Origin of the sequence: Hydrogenophaga sp. (assembly GCF_018780075.1) — a bacterium.
Taxonomy (GTDB): domain Bacteria; phylum Pseudomonadota; class Gammaproteobacteria; order Burkholderiales; family Burkholderiaceae_C; genus Hydrogenophaga.
Window position 1 is genome coordinate 1 of record NZ_JADMKB010000161.1, and the last position, 15,142, is coordinate 15,142.

At 66.7% G+C, this 15,142-nt stretch carries 16 protein-coding genes; 5 read left to right on the forward strand and 11 right to left on the reverse strand.

Features of this window, described 5'->3' with window-relative positions:
• Window positions 1-284: Rv2993c-like domain-containing protein (locus IV088_RS24265; RefSeq protein WP_291107076.1), on the reverse strand; the 284-nt coding region annotated here is incomplete at its 3' end.
• A gap of 129 nt (window positions 285-413) precedes the next feature.
• On the opposite strand from IV088_RS24265, the gene IV088_RS24270 reads away from it, so the two are divergent.
• Window positions 414-1,331: a LysR family transcriptional regulator gene (locus tag IV088_RS24270; protein ID WP_291107079.1), complete on the forward strand. Its 918-nt coding sequence runs from the start codon at window positions 414-416 to the stop codon at window positions 1,329-1,331.
• 24 nt (window positions 1,332-1,355) lie between these two features.
• Here IV088_RS24270 and IV088_RS24275 read toward each other — a convergent pair whose 3' ends face one another.
• From IV088_RS24275 to IV088_RS24285, 3 genes are all read right to left on the reverse strand, one after another.
• Window positions 1,356-2,792, reverse strand: a complete 1,437-nt coding sequence (locus tag IV088_RS24275; protein ID WP_291107083.1) for a PLP-dependent aminotransferase family protein — start codon at window positions 2,790-2,792, stop codon at window positions 1,356-1,358.
• Between the two features lie 119 nt (window positions 2,793-2,911).
• On the reverse strand, window positions 2,912-3,604 hold the full coding sequence (locus tag IV088_RS24280; RefSeq protein WP_291107121.1) for an LrgB family protein: 693 nt from the start codon (window positions 3,602-3,604) through the stop codon (window positions 2,912-2,914).
• Window positions 3,604-3,999 (reverse strand): CidA/LrgA family protein, encoded by a 396-nt coding sequence (locus tag IV088_RS24285; protein ID WP_291107086.1) that lies wholly within the window; start codon window positions 3,997-3,999, stop codon window positions 3,604-3,606. The genes IV088_RS24280 and IV088_RS24285 overlap by 1 nt, the downstream gene beginning before the upstream one ends.
• A 161-nt stretch (window positions 4,000-4,160) precedes the next feature.
• Here IV088_RS24285 and IV088_RS24290 point away from each other — a divergent pair, with 161 nt between their 5' ends.
• Together IV088_RS24290 and ccoG are read left to right on the forward strand one after the other, a co-directional pair.
• Window positions 4,161-4,823, forward strand: coding sequence for an acyl-CoA dehydrogenase family protein (locus IV088_RS24290; RefSeq protein WP_291107089.1), 663 nt, complete (start codon window positions 4,161-4,163; stop codon window positions 4,821-4,823).
• Window positions 4,820-6,229: a cytochrome c oxidase accessory protein CcoG gene (ccoG, locus tag IV088_RS24295; RefSeq protein ID WP_291107092.1), complete on the forward strand. Its 1,410-nt coding sequence runs from the start codon at window positions 4,820-4,822 to the stop codon at window positions 6,227-6,229. Before IV088_RS24290 ends, ccoG begins: the two co-directional genes overlap by 4 nt.
• A 15-nt stretch (window positions 6,230-6,244) precedes the next feature.
• Here the strand turns inward: ccoG and IV088_RS24300 are convergent, their stop codons facing one another.
• The 4 genes from IV088_RS24300 to IV088_RS24315 all read right to left on the reverse strand — a co-directional run bounded on the left by IV088_RS24300 (window position 6,245) and on the right by IV088_RS24315 (window position 9,994).
• Window positions 6,245-7,843 (reverse strand): MFS transporter, encoded by a 1,599-nt coding sequence (locus tag IV088_RS24300; RefSeq protein ID WP_291107095.1) that lies wholly within the window; start codon window positions 7,841-7,843, stop codon window positions 6,245-6,247.
• Between the two features lie 284 nt (window positions 7,844-8,127).
• Window positions 8,128-8,403 carry a hypothetical protein gene (locus IV088_RS24305; RefSeq protein WP_291107097.1) on the reverse strand — a complete coding sequence of 92 codons (276 nt, stop codon included), beginning with the start codon at window positions 8,401-8,403 and terminating at the stop codon, window positions 8,128-8,130.
• 11 nt (window positions 8,404-8,414) lie between these two features.
• Window positions 8,415-9,116 (reverse strand): DsbA family protein, encoded by a 702-nt coding sequence (locus tag IV088_RS24310; RefSeq protein ID WP_291107100.1) that lies wholly within the window; start codon window positions 9,114-9,116, stop codon window positions 8,415-8,417.
• An 11-nt stretch (window positions 9,117-9,127) separates the two neighbouring features.
• Window positions 9,128-9,994 (reverse strand): MBL fold metallo-hydrolase, encoded by an 867-nt coding sequence (locus tag IV088_RS24315; protein WP_291107103.1) that lies wholly within the window; start codon window positions 9,992-9,994, stop codon window positions 9,128-9,130.
• A 122-nt stretch (window positions 9,995-10,116) separates the two neighbouring features.
• Here IV088_RS24315 and IV088_RS24320 point away from each other — a divergent pair, with 122 nt between their 5' ends.
• Window positions 10,117-11,007: a LysR family transcriptional regulator gene (locus IV088_RS24320; RefSeq protein ID WP_291107106.1), complete on the forward strand. Its 891-nt coding sequence runs from the start codon at window positions 10,117-10,119 to the stop codon at window positions 11,005-11,007.
• A gap of 261 nt (window positions 11,008-11,268) precedes the next feature.
• Window positions 11,269-12,447: a tyrosine-type recombinase/integrase gene (locus IV088_RS24325; protein ID WP_291107109.1), complete on the forward strand. Its 1,179-nt coding sequence runs from the start codon at window positions 11,269-11,271 to the stop codon at window positions 12,445-12,447.
• A 134-nt stretch (window positions 12,448-12,581) separates the two neighbouring features.
• Here the strand turns inward: IV088_RS24325 and IV088_RS24330 are convergent, their stop codons facing one another.
• The 3 genes from IV088_RS24330 to IV088_RS24340 all read right to left on the reverse strand — a co-directional run.
• Entirely contained in the window at window positions 12,582-13,526 is a 945-nt protein-coding gene (locus IV088_RS24330; protein ID WP_291107112.1) for a nucleotidyl transferase AbiEii/AbiGii toxin family protein, read from the reverse strand.
• Entirely contained in the window at window positions 13,519-14,127 is a 609-nt protein-coding gene (locus IV088_RS24335; protein ID WP_291107115.1) for a hypothetical protein, read from the reverse strand. The genes IV088_RS24330 and IV088_RS24335 overlap by 8 nt, the downstream gene beginning before the upstream one ends.
• A gap of 136 nt (window positions 14,128-14,263) precedes the next feature.
• On the reverse strand, window positions 14,264-15,142 hold an 879-nt coding region (locus tag IV088_RS24340), incomplete at its 5' end, for a hypothetical protein (RefSeq protein ID WP_291107118.1).

Consider the following 15,142-nt stretch of genomic DNA (forward strand, 5'->3'; position numbering starts at 1 on the left):
TCGGCCACGTGGCTCTTGTAGTTCAGGCCCACGCAGATCAGCTTGCCGGGGTTGGCGATCACCGGCAGCAGGCGCACCTGCTCGGGTGCCAGGGTCTCGCCGCTGGCCCGAGCGGCTTCGGCAGCGGCCGCCAGCGCGTCGCCGGCGATCACCGCTTTCAGGTCGGCGAACCGGGCCTGGAACGCGGCGGGCACGCGCCGGTAGTGGCCCGATGCCTCGACCAGGCCGTAGCTGGCGTGACCCTCTTTTTCAAAGCTGACAAAGCGCATGTGGTGTGTCTCCATGAAGGCGCTCTTGGGGAGCGCGGTGTTGATGGGGCTGGAGTCTAGGGAGGCACCAGTCATCTGAATAGAATGCAAACTGGCATTTCAGACATACCTTGATTGGCATATCAAAACCTGTGGAGCACCCGCATGAACCCGAACGACTTCCGGCTCTTCCTGGAGGTGGCCGAACTCGGCAGCTTCACCAAGGCCGCGGCACAGCGGCAGACCGTGCAGTCGCACATCAGCCGCCAGATCAGCGAACTGGAATCGGCCTGCGGGGGCGCGCTGTTCCGGCGCACCGGGCGCGGCGTGGTGCTGACCGACCTGGGGCAGCACATCGAAACCCGCGTGCGCGGCTGGGTGCGCGACACCGACCAGCTGCTGGCCGACATCCGCACCGACGCCGGCGTGCCGATGGGCGAAGTCAAGCTGGGCATCCTGCCCTCGGCGGCGCACCCGCTGATGACCCGGCTCTACCTGCGCCTGCAGGCCGAGTTCCCCAAGATCAAGCTCAACATCCGCGAAGGCCAGGGGGGCGAGCTGGACGCGCTGCTCGACACCGGCAGCGTCGACATGGCGGTGCTGTTCCGCTACCAGAAACCCGCCAGCGAGGACGAAAAGCTGCTGGCCACCGTGGGCACCTACCTGGTGTCACGCCCGGGCGACCCGCTCACCCGAGGCGAGACGGTCGACTTCACGCGCCTCGAAGGGCTGCGCCTGGTGCTGCCGCGCCGCCCGGCCCACTGGCGCTCGGTGCTCGACGAAACTGCGCGCGGCAAGGGCTTCAGCCTTCTGGCGGAGGTGGAGGCCGACTCGCTGCGGGTGCAGAAGGAACTGGTGGCCCACACCGCCCACCTGTATTCGCTGCTGGGCCCGTTTTCGATCGCCGACGAACTGCGGTCAGGGCGGCTGCAGGCGGCCCGCATCGTCAACCCCGATTGCCGGCGCCACGTCACGCTGTCGCTGCCCAAACAGGGTCAGCTGACGCCGGCCAGCAAGATCGTGGCCCGCCTGATCAGGGAAACGGTGGAAGGCTGGGGCCATCAGCTGAGCGAGCCGGGCTGATGCAAGTCGGCGTTCCAGGAACCCTCAGCGGCCCGACTGCAGGTCCGCCGCCAGCCGCCCCAGCGTCCTGATCGCCCCGTCAAACCGCGCATCGCCCGGGTGCCCCACGTTCAGCCGCAGGTGGTGGGTGAAGCGGTGGTCGGCCGAGAACAGCACGCCCGGCGCGGTGCTGATGCCGCAGGCCCGCGCGCGCTGGTGCAGCGCCAGCGCGTCCACCTCGGGGGGCAACTCGACCCAGATGAAGTAGCCCCCTTCGGGCCGGGTGACGCGGGTGCCGGCCGGGAAGTGCCGCTCCACCAGTTTCAGCGCGTGGGCCTGCTGCGTGGCCAGGGCTTCGCGCAGGCGGCGCAGGTGGCGGTCGTAGCCGCCCTGGGCCAGGTAATCGGCCACCGCCAGCTGCGGCGGGATGGCGGTGGCCAGCGAGGTCATCATCTTCAGCCGCTCCACCTGCGGCGCGTAGCGCCCAGCCGCCGCCCAGCCCACGCGGTAGCCCGGGGCCAGGCACTTGGAAAACGACGAACAGTGCAGCACCCCGCCCTGCTGGTCGAACGCCTTGGCGGGCGGCGGGCGGCGCACGCCGGCGTGCAGCTCGCCATACACGTCGTCTTCGATCAGCGGCACGCCGTGCTGCGCCAGCAGCGCCACCAGGGCCTGGCGACGTGCCACCGGCATCAGCGCGCCCAGCGGGTTCTGGAAGCTCGGCATGAACCAGCAGGCCGCCACTTTCTGGCGGGCCAGCAGCTCGCCCAGCGCGGCCAGGTCCACGCCCTCCTTCGGGTCGGTCACCACCTCCACCGCCTTCAGGTGCAGGCGTTCGAGCGCCTGCAGCGCGGCGTAGAAGGTGGGCGACTCCACCACCACCACGTCGCCGGGTTTCGTGACCGCCTGCAGGCAGAGGTTGAGCGCCTCCATGGCGCCGTTGGTGATGATGAGTTCGCTGTCCGCCAGCGCCACGCCCTGCAGCGCGTAGCGCTTGCGCAGCGCCAGCCGCAGGCCCTCGTCGCCGGCGGTCAGCGCGCCCGTGATCTGGCTCGCCTTCAGGCGGCGCATGGCGCGCGCGCCACTGCGCGCGAGTTCGTCGAACGGGAACAGGTGCGCAGCCGGAAAGGCCGAGCCCAGCGGCACCACGTCGGCGTCGCGGGTGGAGCCCAGCAGGTCGAACACCAGTTCGCTGATGGCCACCGGCGTGGCCTCGCTGCGCGGGGGCGCCGGCTCGGGGCCGGCTCGCAGCGGGCGGCGCGTGGCGCGCACGAAGTAGCCTGAACGGGGGCGCGCCTCGATCAGCCCCAGCGACTCCAGGTGCCCGTAGGCCTGGAACACGGTGGACGGGCTCACGCGCCGCTGCTCGCAGGTGACCCGCACGGAGGGCAGGCGTTCGCCCGGGCGCAGCAGGCCGGCGCGGATGGCGTCGGCCATGTCTTCGGCCAGCTGTTGGTATCGGGTCAGGCGGGTGCCGTTCATCTGAGCTTCCCAGGTCCAGGTTCCTGGGAATGTTACAGCGCAGATGGCGGGTGCAGTGGCCGGAAAGCCACCCGGCGCCAGCGGTGGGTCCGCCGGCAGGGCATCCCGCAGCGGCCCCCTCACAGCCAGCGCGACAGCACAGCCAGCACCAGCGCAGTGGCGACACCGTTCAGGCCCATGGCCAGGGCCGCGAAGGCCACGCTGCCGGGGTGCGTCTGCAAGACCCGCGCGACGCCGATGGCGTGCGCCACCAGGCCGAGCGTGAAGCTGCGCACGACCTCGCCGTCCGCACCGCCCTCGGGCCCCTCCTCCACCCGCAACCAGCGCAGCAGCGGCCCCGCCAGCAAGGGGCCCAGCACCCCCGTGGCCACCACGGCCATCGCCGCCACCGCGGGCACACCGCCCGCGCGCTCGGCCGCCAGCAAGGCCATGGGCATGGTCGCGGCCTTGGGCGCCAGCGACAGCGCGAACGACATCGGCGTGCCCAGAAGGACGCACAGTGCCACGGTGCCCAGCACCGACACCAGGCAACCCGCCGCCAGCGCCGCCAGCAAGGGCAAGGCCAGCCGCCGCAGCAGGGTCGCCTGCCGGTACAGGGGCACGGCCAGGGCGATGACGGCTGGCCCCGCCAGCCAGCGCAGCACGCGCGTGGCCTCGGCGTAGACCGGGTAGCCGGTGCCGGCCAGCGCCAGCGCGGCCAGCACCAGGCCCGTGCCGGTGAGCACGGGCAGGCACAGCAGGTGGTGGCCGCTGCGCCGGTACAGCCACAGCGCGGCCAGGTAGGCCGCCAGCGTGATCGCCGACCAGAGCATCAAGGCCGCACCCGCTTCAGCAGCCGCTGCAGGGTCCAGGCGGTGGCCACGATGGTCAGGGCCGTGACCCCCACGGACACCAGCAGGAACGCGACCGCGTGCTGCACCAGCAGGCCGGCGTACAGGCCCACCGCAGCCACCGACGGGATGAGCAGGAGCATCAGGTGGCGCAACAGCGGCGCACTCACATCGTCCAGGGCCTGGGGCACGCGCCCCCACAGCGCCAGCCCCGCCAGCAGCACCAGCAAGCCCACCAGCGAACCAGGCACCGGCCAGCCGGTTCGCGCCACGAAGGCATCGCCAAGCCATTGCAGCGCCACCAGGCCGGCCATGGCCAGCAAGGCTTTGAAGGGTCGGGCGGGCCAGTGCCGCCGCGGAGTGGGTGAATCAGACATGGCACGAGTATCCGCGCGCCACCCACGGCTACCCGACACAGAAGCGGCTCTTTTTTCCCGAAACAGCGGATCAGATGCGAAGGACAGCCCCATCTGATCCGGTCTGATTTCATTTCAACTGAATCTGTGCAATCAGATGGCACAAGGCCACCATCATGGCCATGCTCACCGACACCGGACTCCTTGGCACCGCTCCCGTTGTGAACGCGCTTCAAGCCTCACGCTCTCCCCTGCAGCGGGTGGTGGACTCCGGCCTGCTGCGCTGTGCGGTGCCCCGCCATCTGGGCGGCAACGGCGGCGGCCTCGACGATCTGGCGCATGCCGCCGGGCTTCTGCAACGGCAGGACCCGGCCGCCGCAGCGGTCCTGTGGGCGCAGCGCCTGGCCATCGAGGCGCTGGTGCAGACCGCCAACGTGGGGCTGCGGGAATTCTGGCTGCCCGATTTTCTGAGCGGCACCCGGGCGGCCACGCTGCCCCCGGGCGGCAGGGAGCTGGCCGCTGAAAACACGGGCCGGGGCTGGCTGCTGAGCGGCGTTTTTCACGGGGTGCCCAACCTGCCCTGGGAAGGTTTTTCACTGGTCGCCCCGGTGCGCCTGGGCGACGGCAACGCGGGCTGGGTGCTGCTGCGCAGCGAGGAAGACGGCCTGTCTGTCCTGCCCCCGCCCCTCGGACACGCCTTGGCCTCGCTCCGCCTGAACCGGGTCTTCTTCCGGGAAGACGAGTGGCTGGGCGCACACGGCCTGGCCGACCTCCTGGCGCCTGTGGCCGAGGCCCTGGCGCCCTGCCGCCCCCGCACCCCTGCCTTGAACATCGGAACACCATGACCTCCCGCACCATCCCTATCGTCCCGGTCAACAACCGGCCCGCCGAAGACAAGATCCAGGTGCGCTCGATCACGGGCATGTTCACCCGCTGGCGCTGGGCCATGGTCTGGATCACGCAACTGGTGTACTACGGCCTGCCCTGGCTGACGGTGCACGGCCGCCAGGCCGTGCTGTTCGATCTGGAGGCCGGCCGCTTCTTCCTGTTCAGCGCGGTGCTCTACCCGCAGGACCTGATCTACCTGGCTGGCCTGCTGGTGATCAGCGCCCTGCTGCTGTTTTTTGCCACCACGGTGGCCGGTCGCGTGTGGTGCGGCTTCGTCTGCCCGCAGACGGTGTACACCGCGCTGTTCCAGTGGATCGAGCGCCGCACGGAGGGCGACCGCCAGGCCCGCCTTCGGCTGGACCGCGGCCCCTGGAACGCGCAGAAACTGCTGCGGCGCGGCGGCAAACACCTGGCCTGGGCGCTGCTCGCCCTGTGGACCGGCTTCACGCTGGTGGGCTACTTCACGCCCATCCGTGAACTGGCCCTCGCCGTGCCCGGTCAACTCGGCCCCTGGGAAAGCTTCTGGATCGGCTTCTATGGCCTGGCCACCTACGGCAATGCTGGCTTCCTGCGCGAGAGCGTGTGCCTGCACATGTGCCCCTACGGCCGCTTCCAGGGCTCGCTGATGGACCCACGCACGCTGAACGTGGCGTACGATCACCGCCGGGGCGAGCCGCGCCGGGCCGGCGCGGACAGCGACACCCGCGCCAAATCCGCCGGACACTGCATCGACTGCACGCTCTGCGTGCAGGTCTGCCCGACGGGCATCGACATCCGGGACGGCCTGCAGGCGGCCTGCATCGGTTGCGGGCTGTGCATCGACGCTTGCAACCAGGTGATGGACAAGATCGGGGCGCCCCGGGGCCTGATCCGCATGGCCTCGCTGCGGGAGCTGGGTGGCGACACCTCAAAGCCCGGGTGGTCCTTGAACCGGTTCTGGCGACCGCGCGTGGTGGTCTACGGATCGCTGCTCCTGATCGCCATGGCGGGCATGACCACCGCCTTCCTGACGCGCGCCGAGGTGCGGCTCAACGTCGTGCGCGACCGCAGCGTGATGGCGCGCACGGTAGAGCTGGGCGCGGTGGAGAACGTGTACATCCTGCAGCTGATGAACGCCTCGGACCGCGCACGGTCGTTGAACGTGGCCGTTGAGCCGTCCAGCGGGGTAGGCCTGCTCGGTCCGTCCACGGTGGTCCTGCCACCCGCCCAGGCCCACACCTTCACGGTGACCGCCCACATGCCCCAGGCGGTCGCGGCCCCGAAGGCGGGCGAGATCATCGACATCCACTTCGAGGTGAGCGATCCGGCCCATCCGTCGCTCCCGCCCGTCCGGGAGCCCTCGACCTTCATCGTGCCGCGATAGGCCGCCAAGCGAGGTTCAGGGGGCCTTCACCGTCGTTTCCATCAGGCTGCGGGTGACGCGAGGCGGCTCCTCGCCCAGGTGGAAGGCCAGCTTGCGGTCGCGCAACGCCACGTCGGCTGCGGTGACGCGGTCAAAGCGGCGCAGGTGATCGTTCCAGGACTCGTCGACGATGACCTCGACAAAGCGGCTGGGCTCGTGGATGTCGTGCAGCAGCTCCCACGACAAGGCGCCGTGGCGCAGGCGGCTGCGGCGCCCCTCGCCCAGCATCAGTTCCCGGAAGTCGGCCGCGCGCGCCGGGTCGATGCGGTAGTCGATCATCACCATCACATGGCCCCGGGGTGGGGGCTCGTGGATCTGGGGCGCGGGAAAAATGCGCTTGGGTGTGAGGTCGTCTTCCAGCCCGGAATCGGGCATCAGGCGGTTGGCCAGAAACATGGCGATCAGCCCCGTCCCGGCCGCGATGCCCAGGCTCACCGGCACGCTGGTCCAGGTGGCCACCTGGCCCCAGATCGCGGCCCCCAGGGCGCTGGCGCCCATGATCGACATCTGGTACATGGACATGCCGCGCGCGCGCACCCAGTCGGGCAGGCCCATCTGGATCGAGACGCTGAGCGTGTTGGCGGTGGTGATCCAGGCCGCGCCGCCCAGGAACATCGCGGGCACCGCCACCCAGACCAGGTCGGTCCAGGCCATCGTCGCCATGGCGGCGGCTTGCAGGGCCGCGCCGCGCAGGATGAGACCGTCGCGTGGATAGCGGCGGCGCAAGCCGGGCAGGAACGCCGTGGACGCGATGGCGCCAGAGCCCATGGCGGCCAGCAACAGGGTGAAGGTGCCGGCGCCGCCGCCCTGCATGCCGCGCGCCAGCAGGGCCAGCAGCGCCATCAGGGCGGTCGAGTGGAAGAAGAAGATCGAGATGCGCAGCAGCACCCCCTTCAGGTGGTAGGACTGGGCCACGTACTGCAGGCCCACACGCATCGCGGAGCCCAGGCGCTCGCGCCCCAGCGGGTGTGACTTGTGCTCGTGCTTCCAGCGGCTGATGATGACCGCGGCCACCACGGACAACACCGCGTTGAGCAGGAACACCCAGGCACTGCCGGCGCTGGCGATCAGCGCGCCGGCCGCCAGCGGGCCGATGATGCGCGACGCGTTCATCGACACCCCGTTGAGCGCCAGCGCCGCCGGCAACTGGTTCCGGGGCACGATCGTGGGCACGATGGCCGAGAACACTGGCCAGCGCAGCGCCATGCCGATGCCGTTGACAAACGTCAGCGCCAGCAGCAGGGCCGGGGTCATCGCGTCCAGGAAGATGAAGGCGCTCAGGATCGACGCCACCACCGCCACCCACAGCTGCGTAAAGAGGAAGAACCGCTTGCGGTCCAGGCTGTCGGCCAGCGCGCCGCTGGGCAACCCCAGCAGGAACACCGGCAGGGTGGAGGCCGTCTGCACCAGCGCGACCCAGAGCGGCGTGGTGGTGAGCGAGGTCATCATCCAGGCCGCCGCCACGTCGCTCATCCACATGCACACATTGGCCATGAGCCAGGTGGTCCACAACATGCGGAACACCGGCAGGCGCAGCGGCGCGATGGGAGACAGGTCGTCGTCGGTTCTGGGCATAGGGACCACACTGTAGGGGGCGCGCGCGCCTTCACGCTGAAACGGATTGAATCACCCCATGGCGTCGGGCGCCAACGGGCACGCACAGACGCGGTCCAGAACACACGGCATCACGCTCAGCGGGACCCGGCTCAAGGCGACGCACTGACCCAGTTCTGCGTGAGGTGTGCCAGCGGTCAGGTTGTCCGGTGCGGGAGCACGCGCAGCGCCGGTGACGAAGTCGCCCCCTGTGGCGAGGCCGCGGTCACGTCCCCGCCTCCATCCTCCAAACGCGTCACACCCGCCTAGGGCGCAGCCCCATCGTCGGGCGGCACACCTTCCGGTGCGTTCGCGAGCTCGCGCGCAAAGCGCTCCAGCTCTTCAGGCAAGGTCCCGCGGCTGCGGAAGTGGCGGTGGGCCTGGGTGTACCAGTATTCGGCGTCCTCCAGGTCGCCCTCCACGGTGTGCACGATGCCGTGCAGCCAGGCGCCGAGCTCGGAGCCGTCGCTCTGAACCAGGTTGTGCGCTTCGGTCCAGCGCCCGGCGTGCAGGTGGTCCAGCACGGTGTGAAGAACGCCCATGGTTCGCTCCTTCAGCCGGCCACGATCTGGCCGATCAGTTGATCAACGTCACCGTACAGCGTTTGACCGCCCAGCAGCCGGTCGCCCGACGCGCGGTGCACCACCAGGCCCGGCACACCCTGCGCGCCCAGCGTCCGCATCAGGCGACGGGCCTGGCCCAGGCGCGCCGCGTGGCGCTCCCTCAGCGCGGCGTCGGGTGCAGCGAGCCGGTCGGCCGCCGCCTCCAGGCCCAGACCGCGCAGCAGCGCGCCGACCACCGGCGCATGGCCGGTGTCCAGTCCCGCCACGTACCGCGCCTCCTGCAGTGCTTTCAACACCCCCAGTTCGCGCTGCGGCTCGGTCAACGACACGGCGGTGAGGGCCAGCGTCATGGACGTCGAATCGAAGGGGCTGCCGTGGCGACCCAGCACGTTCTGGCGGTAGGCCTCGGTGAAGCGCTGGCCCGTGAGCTGGGCGATGCGCTGGTCGTTGGACCAGGCGAACTCGGCAAAGGCCGCGTCCATGCGCCGGCCGCCATCGGCAAACAGCCCCGTGGGGGCCAGCTCCAGCGTGATCCCGCTGTGCTGCCCCAGCCTCTGGATTGCAGGCGAGGCGCCATAGCACCAGCCGCACAGGGGATCGAACAAGTAAGTGACGGTGGTGCCCACTGGAATACCTTCGCCCTGCGGGCTGCGGTGCGAGCTGGCTTGGGAACGGCCCGGCGCGTCGCTCATGGTTGATCTCCTCACCACTTCATCTCGCCCTTGTTGACCTTGGCGCCGATGTCCAGCGACATCGCACCGTCGGTCACCTGCGGGTAGGACTTCTTCATGGCGTCGATCAGCTCGGCGCCGGTCTTGCTCGCCGCCAGGTTCTTCTCGAAGGTCTGCAGGTAGTCCTTGGTGAAGGTGATGGCGCTGGCGTCCACGGCGGTGCCAGCCTTCATGTGACCGGGCACCACCAGCTCGGGCTGAAGCGCGGCCATCTCGTCCAGCTGGGCCACCCAAGCGGCGCGCTCGGCGGCGCTTTGCGTGTCGGCGGTCCACACGTGCACGTGGCCGAAGAGGCCGATGTTGCCCACCACGGCCTTGATCGACGGGATCCATGCGTAGGGGCGATGGGCCAGCAGGCCTTGCGTGCCACGGATCTCGATGGTCTGACCTTCGAGCGTCAGGCTGTTGCCCGCGAGCGCGCGCGGCACCACCGGCTTGCGCGGCGCGTTGACGCCCATCTTGGGACCCCAGAACGCCACTTTGCCCGCCATCTTGGCGTTGAGTTTTTCCAGCACGGCGGGCGTGCTCACCACGTCGGCCTGGGGGAAGATGTCCTTGAGCGTTTCGACGCCGAAGTAGTAGTCCGGGTCGGCCTGGCTCACGTAAATGGTGGTGAGCCGCTTGCCGCTGTCGAGCACATTGGCGGCGATACGCAGGGCGTCGGCGCGCGTGAAGCCGGCGTCGATCACCATGGCCTCTTTTTCGCCATAGACCAGGGTCGAGTTGACGTTGAAGCTGTTGCCGGCGGCGTTGTACACCTTGACGCTCAGGGGCTGGGCGGCCTGAGCGGCGGTGAAGGCGATGGCCAGCGAGGCAGCGACGACGGTGGTGCGGATCATGAGAGGCTCCAGTTGAATGTGATTGAGGGGCACTTTTCAGCGCTGGGATCAACTGTAGTTTCAATATTCGAACAGATAAATCGCATAATCCGGCCATATATGTTTCACAAATCGATCAAATCATGGACCGATTGACCGCCATGCGGGTGTTTGTGGCGGTGGCCGAGAGCGGCAGCTTCAGCGCCACGGCCGACCAGCTGGAGATGTCGCGCGCGATGGTCACGCGCTACGTGGGCACGCTGGAACAGTGGCTGGGCGCGCGCCTGCTGCAGCGCACCACCCGCAGCGTCACGCTCACCGACGCGGGCGAGAGCTGCCTGCGCCGCAGCCAGCAAATGCTGGCGCTGATGGACGATGTGGAGCAGGAAACCAGCCGCCACGACACCGCCTTGCGCGGACAGCTGCGCGTGACCTGCAGCATTTCATTGGCTTATGCGCAGATGGCGGCCGCGCTGGCCGATTTCCTGAAGCTGCACCCTCAGCTCAAGATCGACCTCAACGCCAGCGAAGGTGCACTCAACCTGGTCGAGGCCCGCGTGGACCTGGCCATCCGCATCAGCGCCGAGCCCGACCCCGCCTTGATCGGTCGCGTGCTGGCGCCTTGCGCTTCGGCGCTGGTGGCCTCTCCGGCCTACCTGGCGGAACATGGCACACCCACCACGCCGGCCGATCTGGAACACCACCGGTGCCTGAGTTTTGTCAACTTCGGCAAGAGCGTGTGGACCCTCACCCGTGGGGAGGAACAAAGCCGGGTCGGCGTGCGCAGCCAGCTCAGCGCCAACGAGGCCACCGCCTTGCTGCAAGCGGCATTGGCGGGCGGCGGTGTGGCACTGCAGCCGACCTACCTGGCCAACCCGCACCTGGCCGATGGCACGCTCGTGGCGGTGCTGTCCGACTGGCAACCACCCGACATGGCCATCCACGCGCTCTACCCTTCACGCAAGCACTTGTCGCCCGCGGTGCGCGCCTTGATGGACTTTCTGGTGCAACGGTTTGCCACCCCGCGCTGGTAGGAGCAATAAAAAACCCCGTAAGTCCTGGAACTTACGGGGTTTTCCGTCTGGTGGGCGGTGCAGGGTTCGAACCTGCGACCCCTGCCGTGTGAATGACGGGAAATAGGACTTTCTGGGACGTTACGGGACATCGCTTTCATAGGTAAACCGTCCCAAACTGTCTCTATAATTCCATCGAAGTTTTTCCCACTTTTTCCCCACCAGATCTCGTCCATTTCGCTGTTGTCGTGAGACTTGATCTCACTTGAATGGAGACCCAGGATGCCGGCACTTGGCGTCGTTCAGGCAAGAGACAAACTGAAGCCTCAGCACGAGCCGCACTGGTTGAAGCTCAGCAATGGCTGCTACCTTGGTTTTCGCAAGATGACTCCGACATCGACCGGAACTTGGTTGGCTCGTTTTCGGGACGACAAGGGCAAGCAGCAGAAGCGCAGCTTCGGCGAGTACGCCGAGATGCCACCTTCGCAGCGTTATGACACTGCAAAGCGAGCGGCCGAGCAATGGTTTGCGCATCTCGGCAAGGGCGGAACTGCTGAGTCCGTGACCGTCCGAACGGCTTGTGAGCGCTACGTGAAGCACGTTCGCTCCACCCGCGGCGACAAGCCCGCCGACGACCTCGACATGCGCTTCAAAAGGTGGGTCTTCTGCAACAAGAATCTGGCTGCGCTTGATCTGGAAAAACTGAACAAAACCCGTATTGAGACTTGGCGCAATGAGATGGCGAAGACCCCCGTCGTCGTCAACCGTGACAAGCGCGATACCCCAATCACACGTCCCAGGTCCGCTGCCAGCGTTAACCGCGACATTGCGGCGCTACGCGCTGCGTTGAACTTCGCTCACGATGCAGGCAGCGTCACCACCGACATGGCGTGGCGGGTTGCACTCCGACCTAGCAAAAACGCAGATGGACGACGTGATGTTTTTCTGGACCGGGACCAACGCAGGTCGTTGATCAAACACGCTGCCCAAGACGTTGCCATCTTTTTGCGAGGCCTGTCGTCAGTTCCCTTGCGGCCTGGAGCCTTGGCGGCACTGACCGTCGAAAAATTCGATCTGCGCCTATCGGTTCTCACGATTGGAAAGGACAAGGCCGGGAGAGATCGAAAGATCAAGCTGCCCGAGGCCACCGCTAGCGAGTTCGCCGATTTGTGCAGAGATCGGCTCGCACTGTCACCGATCTTCTGCCGCGCGGACAGCAAAGCGTGGAACAAGGACTCATGGAAGGGGCCGATCAAGGAGGCAGCAGCTGCGGCCGATCTATCGTCCAACGTGACCGCCTACACCATCCGCCACAGCGTTATCACGGACCTCGTCACAGGCGGCCTTGACTTGCTCACCGTCGCTCAGCTTAGTGGGACCAGCGTCGCCATGATTGAACGCCACTACGGGCACTTGCGTGCCGACCACGCGGCAGCAGCTTTGGCGCGACTGACGCTCTGACCACTTGCCCGCTTGGCGCCAGTTCGGACTCCGTGTCCCGACTCGTTTCCGAAATTGCTCGGCATGCTTGGCTTGTGTCCCGGTTGCACCACCACTTGCAGCTCCGGGTGAGCGTGCTTGATCCTGTGGCAGCGTCACATAGCATCAATGTTCTGCTGAATCCTTTCCAGAAGCGATTCGAAAGGCGGTTGACCCTGGTAATACAGGGCTGTGGTCTTGCGGTACTCCTGGGCAAAGCGCTGTCGCTGGGCAGGATCTGCGAGAACAAAGGCGGGGTTGCGGGCAATCACTTGCTCGTCACCGGCACGAAAGCGCTGCCCCTTGCGCACGCGATAGGCGGGCTCCCGCATGAAGTCCTGCACCTCCTCCAGACCCAGAAGGCAATAGACATCGTAGTAGTGGCGCAGGAAGTTGCCCGGGAAGGTTTGTGACTCGCCCAGCCGGCGGTACTTGGTCGAAATGGTCTGGAGTTTTTCGACGAAGGTGTGTGTGGGCGCATAACAAAGCACGCCGGCCGCCCGGTTGTCGAACACAGACACCCCACGCTCTCTTGCGGTATCCCAGGCCCATGAGGAGATAGTGACCGGTCGATTGGGCGCCGTGTCATCGAATCCCAGTTCCAACAAAATACCGTCTTTGACCCCGGCCAGCGCGGCAGTGTGCGGCCCATAGACCAAACGGATGCCAGCGCTGCGCAGCTTCTCATCGTCAAACAGCGTGTCGCGCTGCACGCTGTCGATGCCCGGAATACGGATCCTTTCGGCCAGCGCCTCGTAGTAGTCGCGGCGCGATGCCACATGAGCCGGCTTGTCCTGATTGCGGCCCGTCTTCACGGCCATGCCTGCGGGTGGCTCGATTCGGATATCGATGTCCTCGGAGAAACGGTGGATGACGCCGAAGCCTTTGGACAAAGAGGTGCCGCCCTTCAGCTCGAACTGAAAGCCCTGCGCTTGCAGACCCCAGAGCACATGCATGATCCAGTAGTCCTTCTCCACCAGCGAAGGGTCGAGTCCGCGTGCATCAGCCACCACTGCCAGAAGCTGGTCAAAGTCCCGCCGTTCGTGCAGAAACTCAGGCACCCTTCCACTCCCTGACGCGCTTGCGTGTGGCCATGCTGCCAAAGCTGTCCACGGCACGTTGCAGGCGTGTCATGTCGTAAGACGGCAGTTTGTTGCGCGCCTGCTGCAGCACCGCATCGCGGTCTTCAGCCAGTTCGTCCAGGTTGTTCAACAAGTCCACGAACAGGAATTCCGGCGTCAACTTCTTGGGAAACCGCGGCTTCACACGAAAGTCGAACTGGCGATTGCCCAGCCTGAAAACGCCGTGGCGCTTGTGGTTGTAAACCAGGGTGCGGTTGTAAAGCTGCGTGGTGCCCAATCCCACGGTGTTGTAGGCCGATGGCGAAAAAACCAGAAAATCCTTGTCGCGCAGAAATCCGCCCACGACCTGCTCATCGGCCGGCGGGATTGGTCCAAAGCTCGAAGCCTTGGGTGCGTGATACAGCCCCTGCGCCAGCTTCTTGAGTGCACCGCTGGCCACCAACTTTCGCAGATGCCTGTCCACCGCCGTGGACAGGTGGGCAAGATCCTCCCGCCGATAAACCCGGCCAGCATGCAGCTCGCCCGCAAGCTGGGCGGCGGCACCACGAAGGGCTTCTGGAGAATGAAAAACGGTGGTCATAACAACTGTAATTTCATTGAAATTTCATGCATTTTAGGTCAGTCGATGGGCTTCCACAAGCGATGGACAAATGGCCATCCCAGCGACATCGCAGGTTCCATCTGGGGCGATCTCTTTGCATTGGTGTGTGAACACCTCAACGATGAAATTCCGGACCGGTTGAAGAATCTGCGCGCCATGTTTCCCTGCCGACATCGGGTACGGACTTCGAACGCTCCGGTGAAGCAGATGCTTGCCCAACAATGTCGTCAATCGACCTTGCAACAATCGGCGCTGAGCGCCCAGCCCCTCGACCCACTTCCTGACCAGGTCTGGTTGGTGCCCAGGTCGCCGAAGCATCCTGAATGAATGCTGCGATTGCGGCAGCCAGCTTCACATCTCTGGTATCCGGTGACTTGGCCAGGGCCTGGCCAATGTGCAACCAGGCACGCAGCGCCTCTGTACGGGTGGTCCGCGATTTCGGGCTGCTCTTGTCTTCAGGTCTGGCTTTCCGCAGCCGCCCGTCCTCCCTGGCCTTCAGCCGCCAAAGATGTTCCGAGTTCCTGGTCTGGAACCGTGTGGCCTGCCGGGTGGCTTCGGCCTCCACCCCATAGCCACGCAGTTTCTCGGCAAAGGTCTCGCGCCACCGTTGCAGGTCGGCCTTGCGCGGGTTGAGCCGTTTACCGTAGATCGACTCTGCCCTCACGCTGAGGTGCACGTGCGGGTTCGCCTGGTGGTCGTGCAGCACCATCACATACTTGTGGTTGGCCAGCTCGGCCTTTGCAAACTCGCTCGCCGCCCGTTGGACGATCAGCGGGTCCGTACCGCGTGGCATGGACAGCATGATGTTGAACGCCTCGCGCCGTTGTCCTTCGTCTCCAATCAGGCTGCCGCCATAGCGCCACTCGTCGCTCAGCTCGTAGACAGCGGACCGTCCTTGCAGGACCTCGCCCTGTTCGTTCTCCATGCCGAGGAGGCCGTTCTTGCTGATGTACCGGAAGTGGGCCGCAATGGCCAGCATGCCCCGCCCTCCCCC

Excerpts from the sequence above, each read along its gene's own strand:
- IV088_RS24290 (WP_291107089.1), top strand. The coding sequence starts at position 4,161 with ATGCTCACCGACACCGGACTCCTTGGCACCGCTCCCGTTGTGAACGCG.
- IV088_RS24325 (WP_291107109.1), top strand. The coding sequence starts at position 11,269 with ATGCCGGCACTTGGCGTCGTTCAGGCAAGAGACAAACTGAAGCCTCAG.
- IV088_RS24300 (WP_291107095.1), bottom strand. The coding sequence starts at position 7,843 with ATGCCCAGAACCGACGACGACCTGTCTCCCATCGCGCCGCTGCGCCTG.
- IV088_RS24320 (WP_291107106.1), top strand. The coding sequence starts at position 10,117 with ATGGACCGATTGACCGCCATGCGGGTGTTTGTGGCGGTGGCCGAGAGC.
- IV088_RS24305 (WP_291107097.1), bottom strand. The coding sequence starts at position 8,403 with ATGGGCGTTCTTCACACCGTGCTGGACCACCTGCACGCCGGGCGCTGG.
- IV088_RS24315 (WP_291107103.1), bottom strand. The coding sequence starts at position 9,994 with ATGATCCGCACCACCGTCGTCGCTGCCTCGCTGGCCATCGCCTTCACC.
- IV088_RS24285 (WP_291107086.1), bottom strand. The coding sequence starts at position 3,999 with ATGTCTGATTCACCCACTCCGCGGCGGCACTGGCCCGCCCGACCCTTC.
- IV088_RS24270 (WP_291107079.1), top strand. The coding sequence starts at position 414 with ATGAACCCGAACGACTTCCGGCTCTTCCTGGAGGTGGCCGAACTCGGC.
- IV088_RS24280 (WP_291107121.1), bottom strand. The coding sequence starts at position 3,604 with ATGCTCTGGTCGGCGATCACGCTGGCGGCCTACCTGGCCGCGCTGTGG.
- IV088_RS24275 (WP_291107083.1), bottom strand. The coding sequence starts at position 2,792 with ATGAACGGCACCCGCCTGACCCGATACCAACAGCTGGCCGAAGACATG.
- ccoG (WP_291107092.1), top strand. The coding sequence starts at position 4,820 with ATGACCTCCCGCACCATCCCTATCGTCCCGGTCAACAACCGGCCCGCC.
- IV088_RS24310 (WP_291107100.1), bottom strand. The coding sequence starts at position 9,116 with ATGAGCGACGCGCCGGGCCGTTCCCAAGCCAGCTCGCACCGCAGCCCG.
- IV088_RS24335 (WP_291107115.1), bottom strand. The coding sequence starts at position 14,127 with ATGACCACCGTTTTTCATTCTCCAGAAGCCCTTCGTGGTGCCGCCGCC.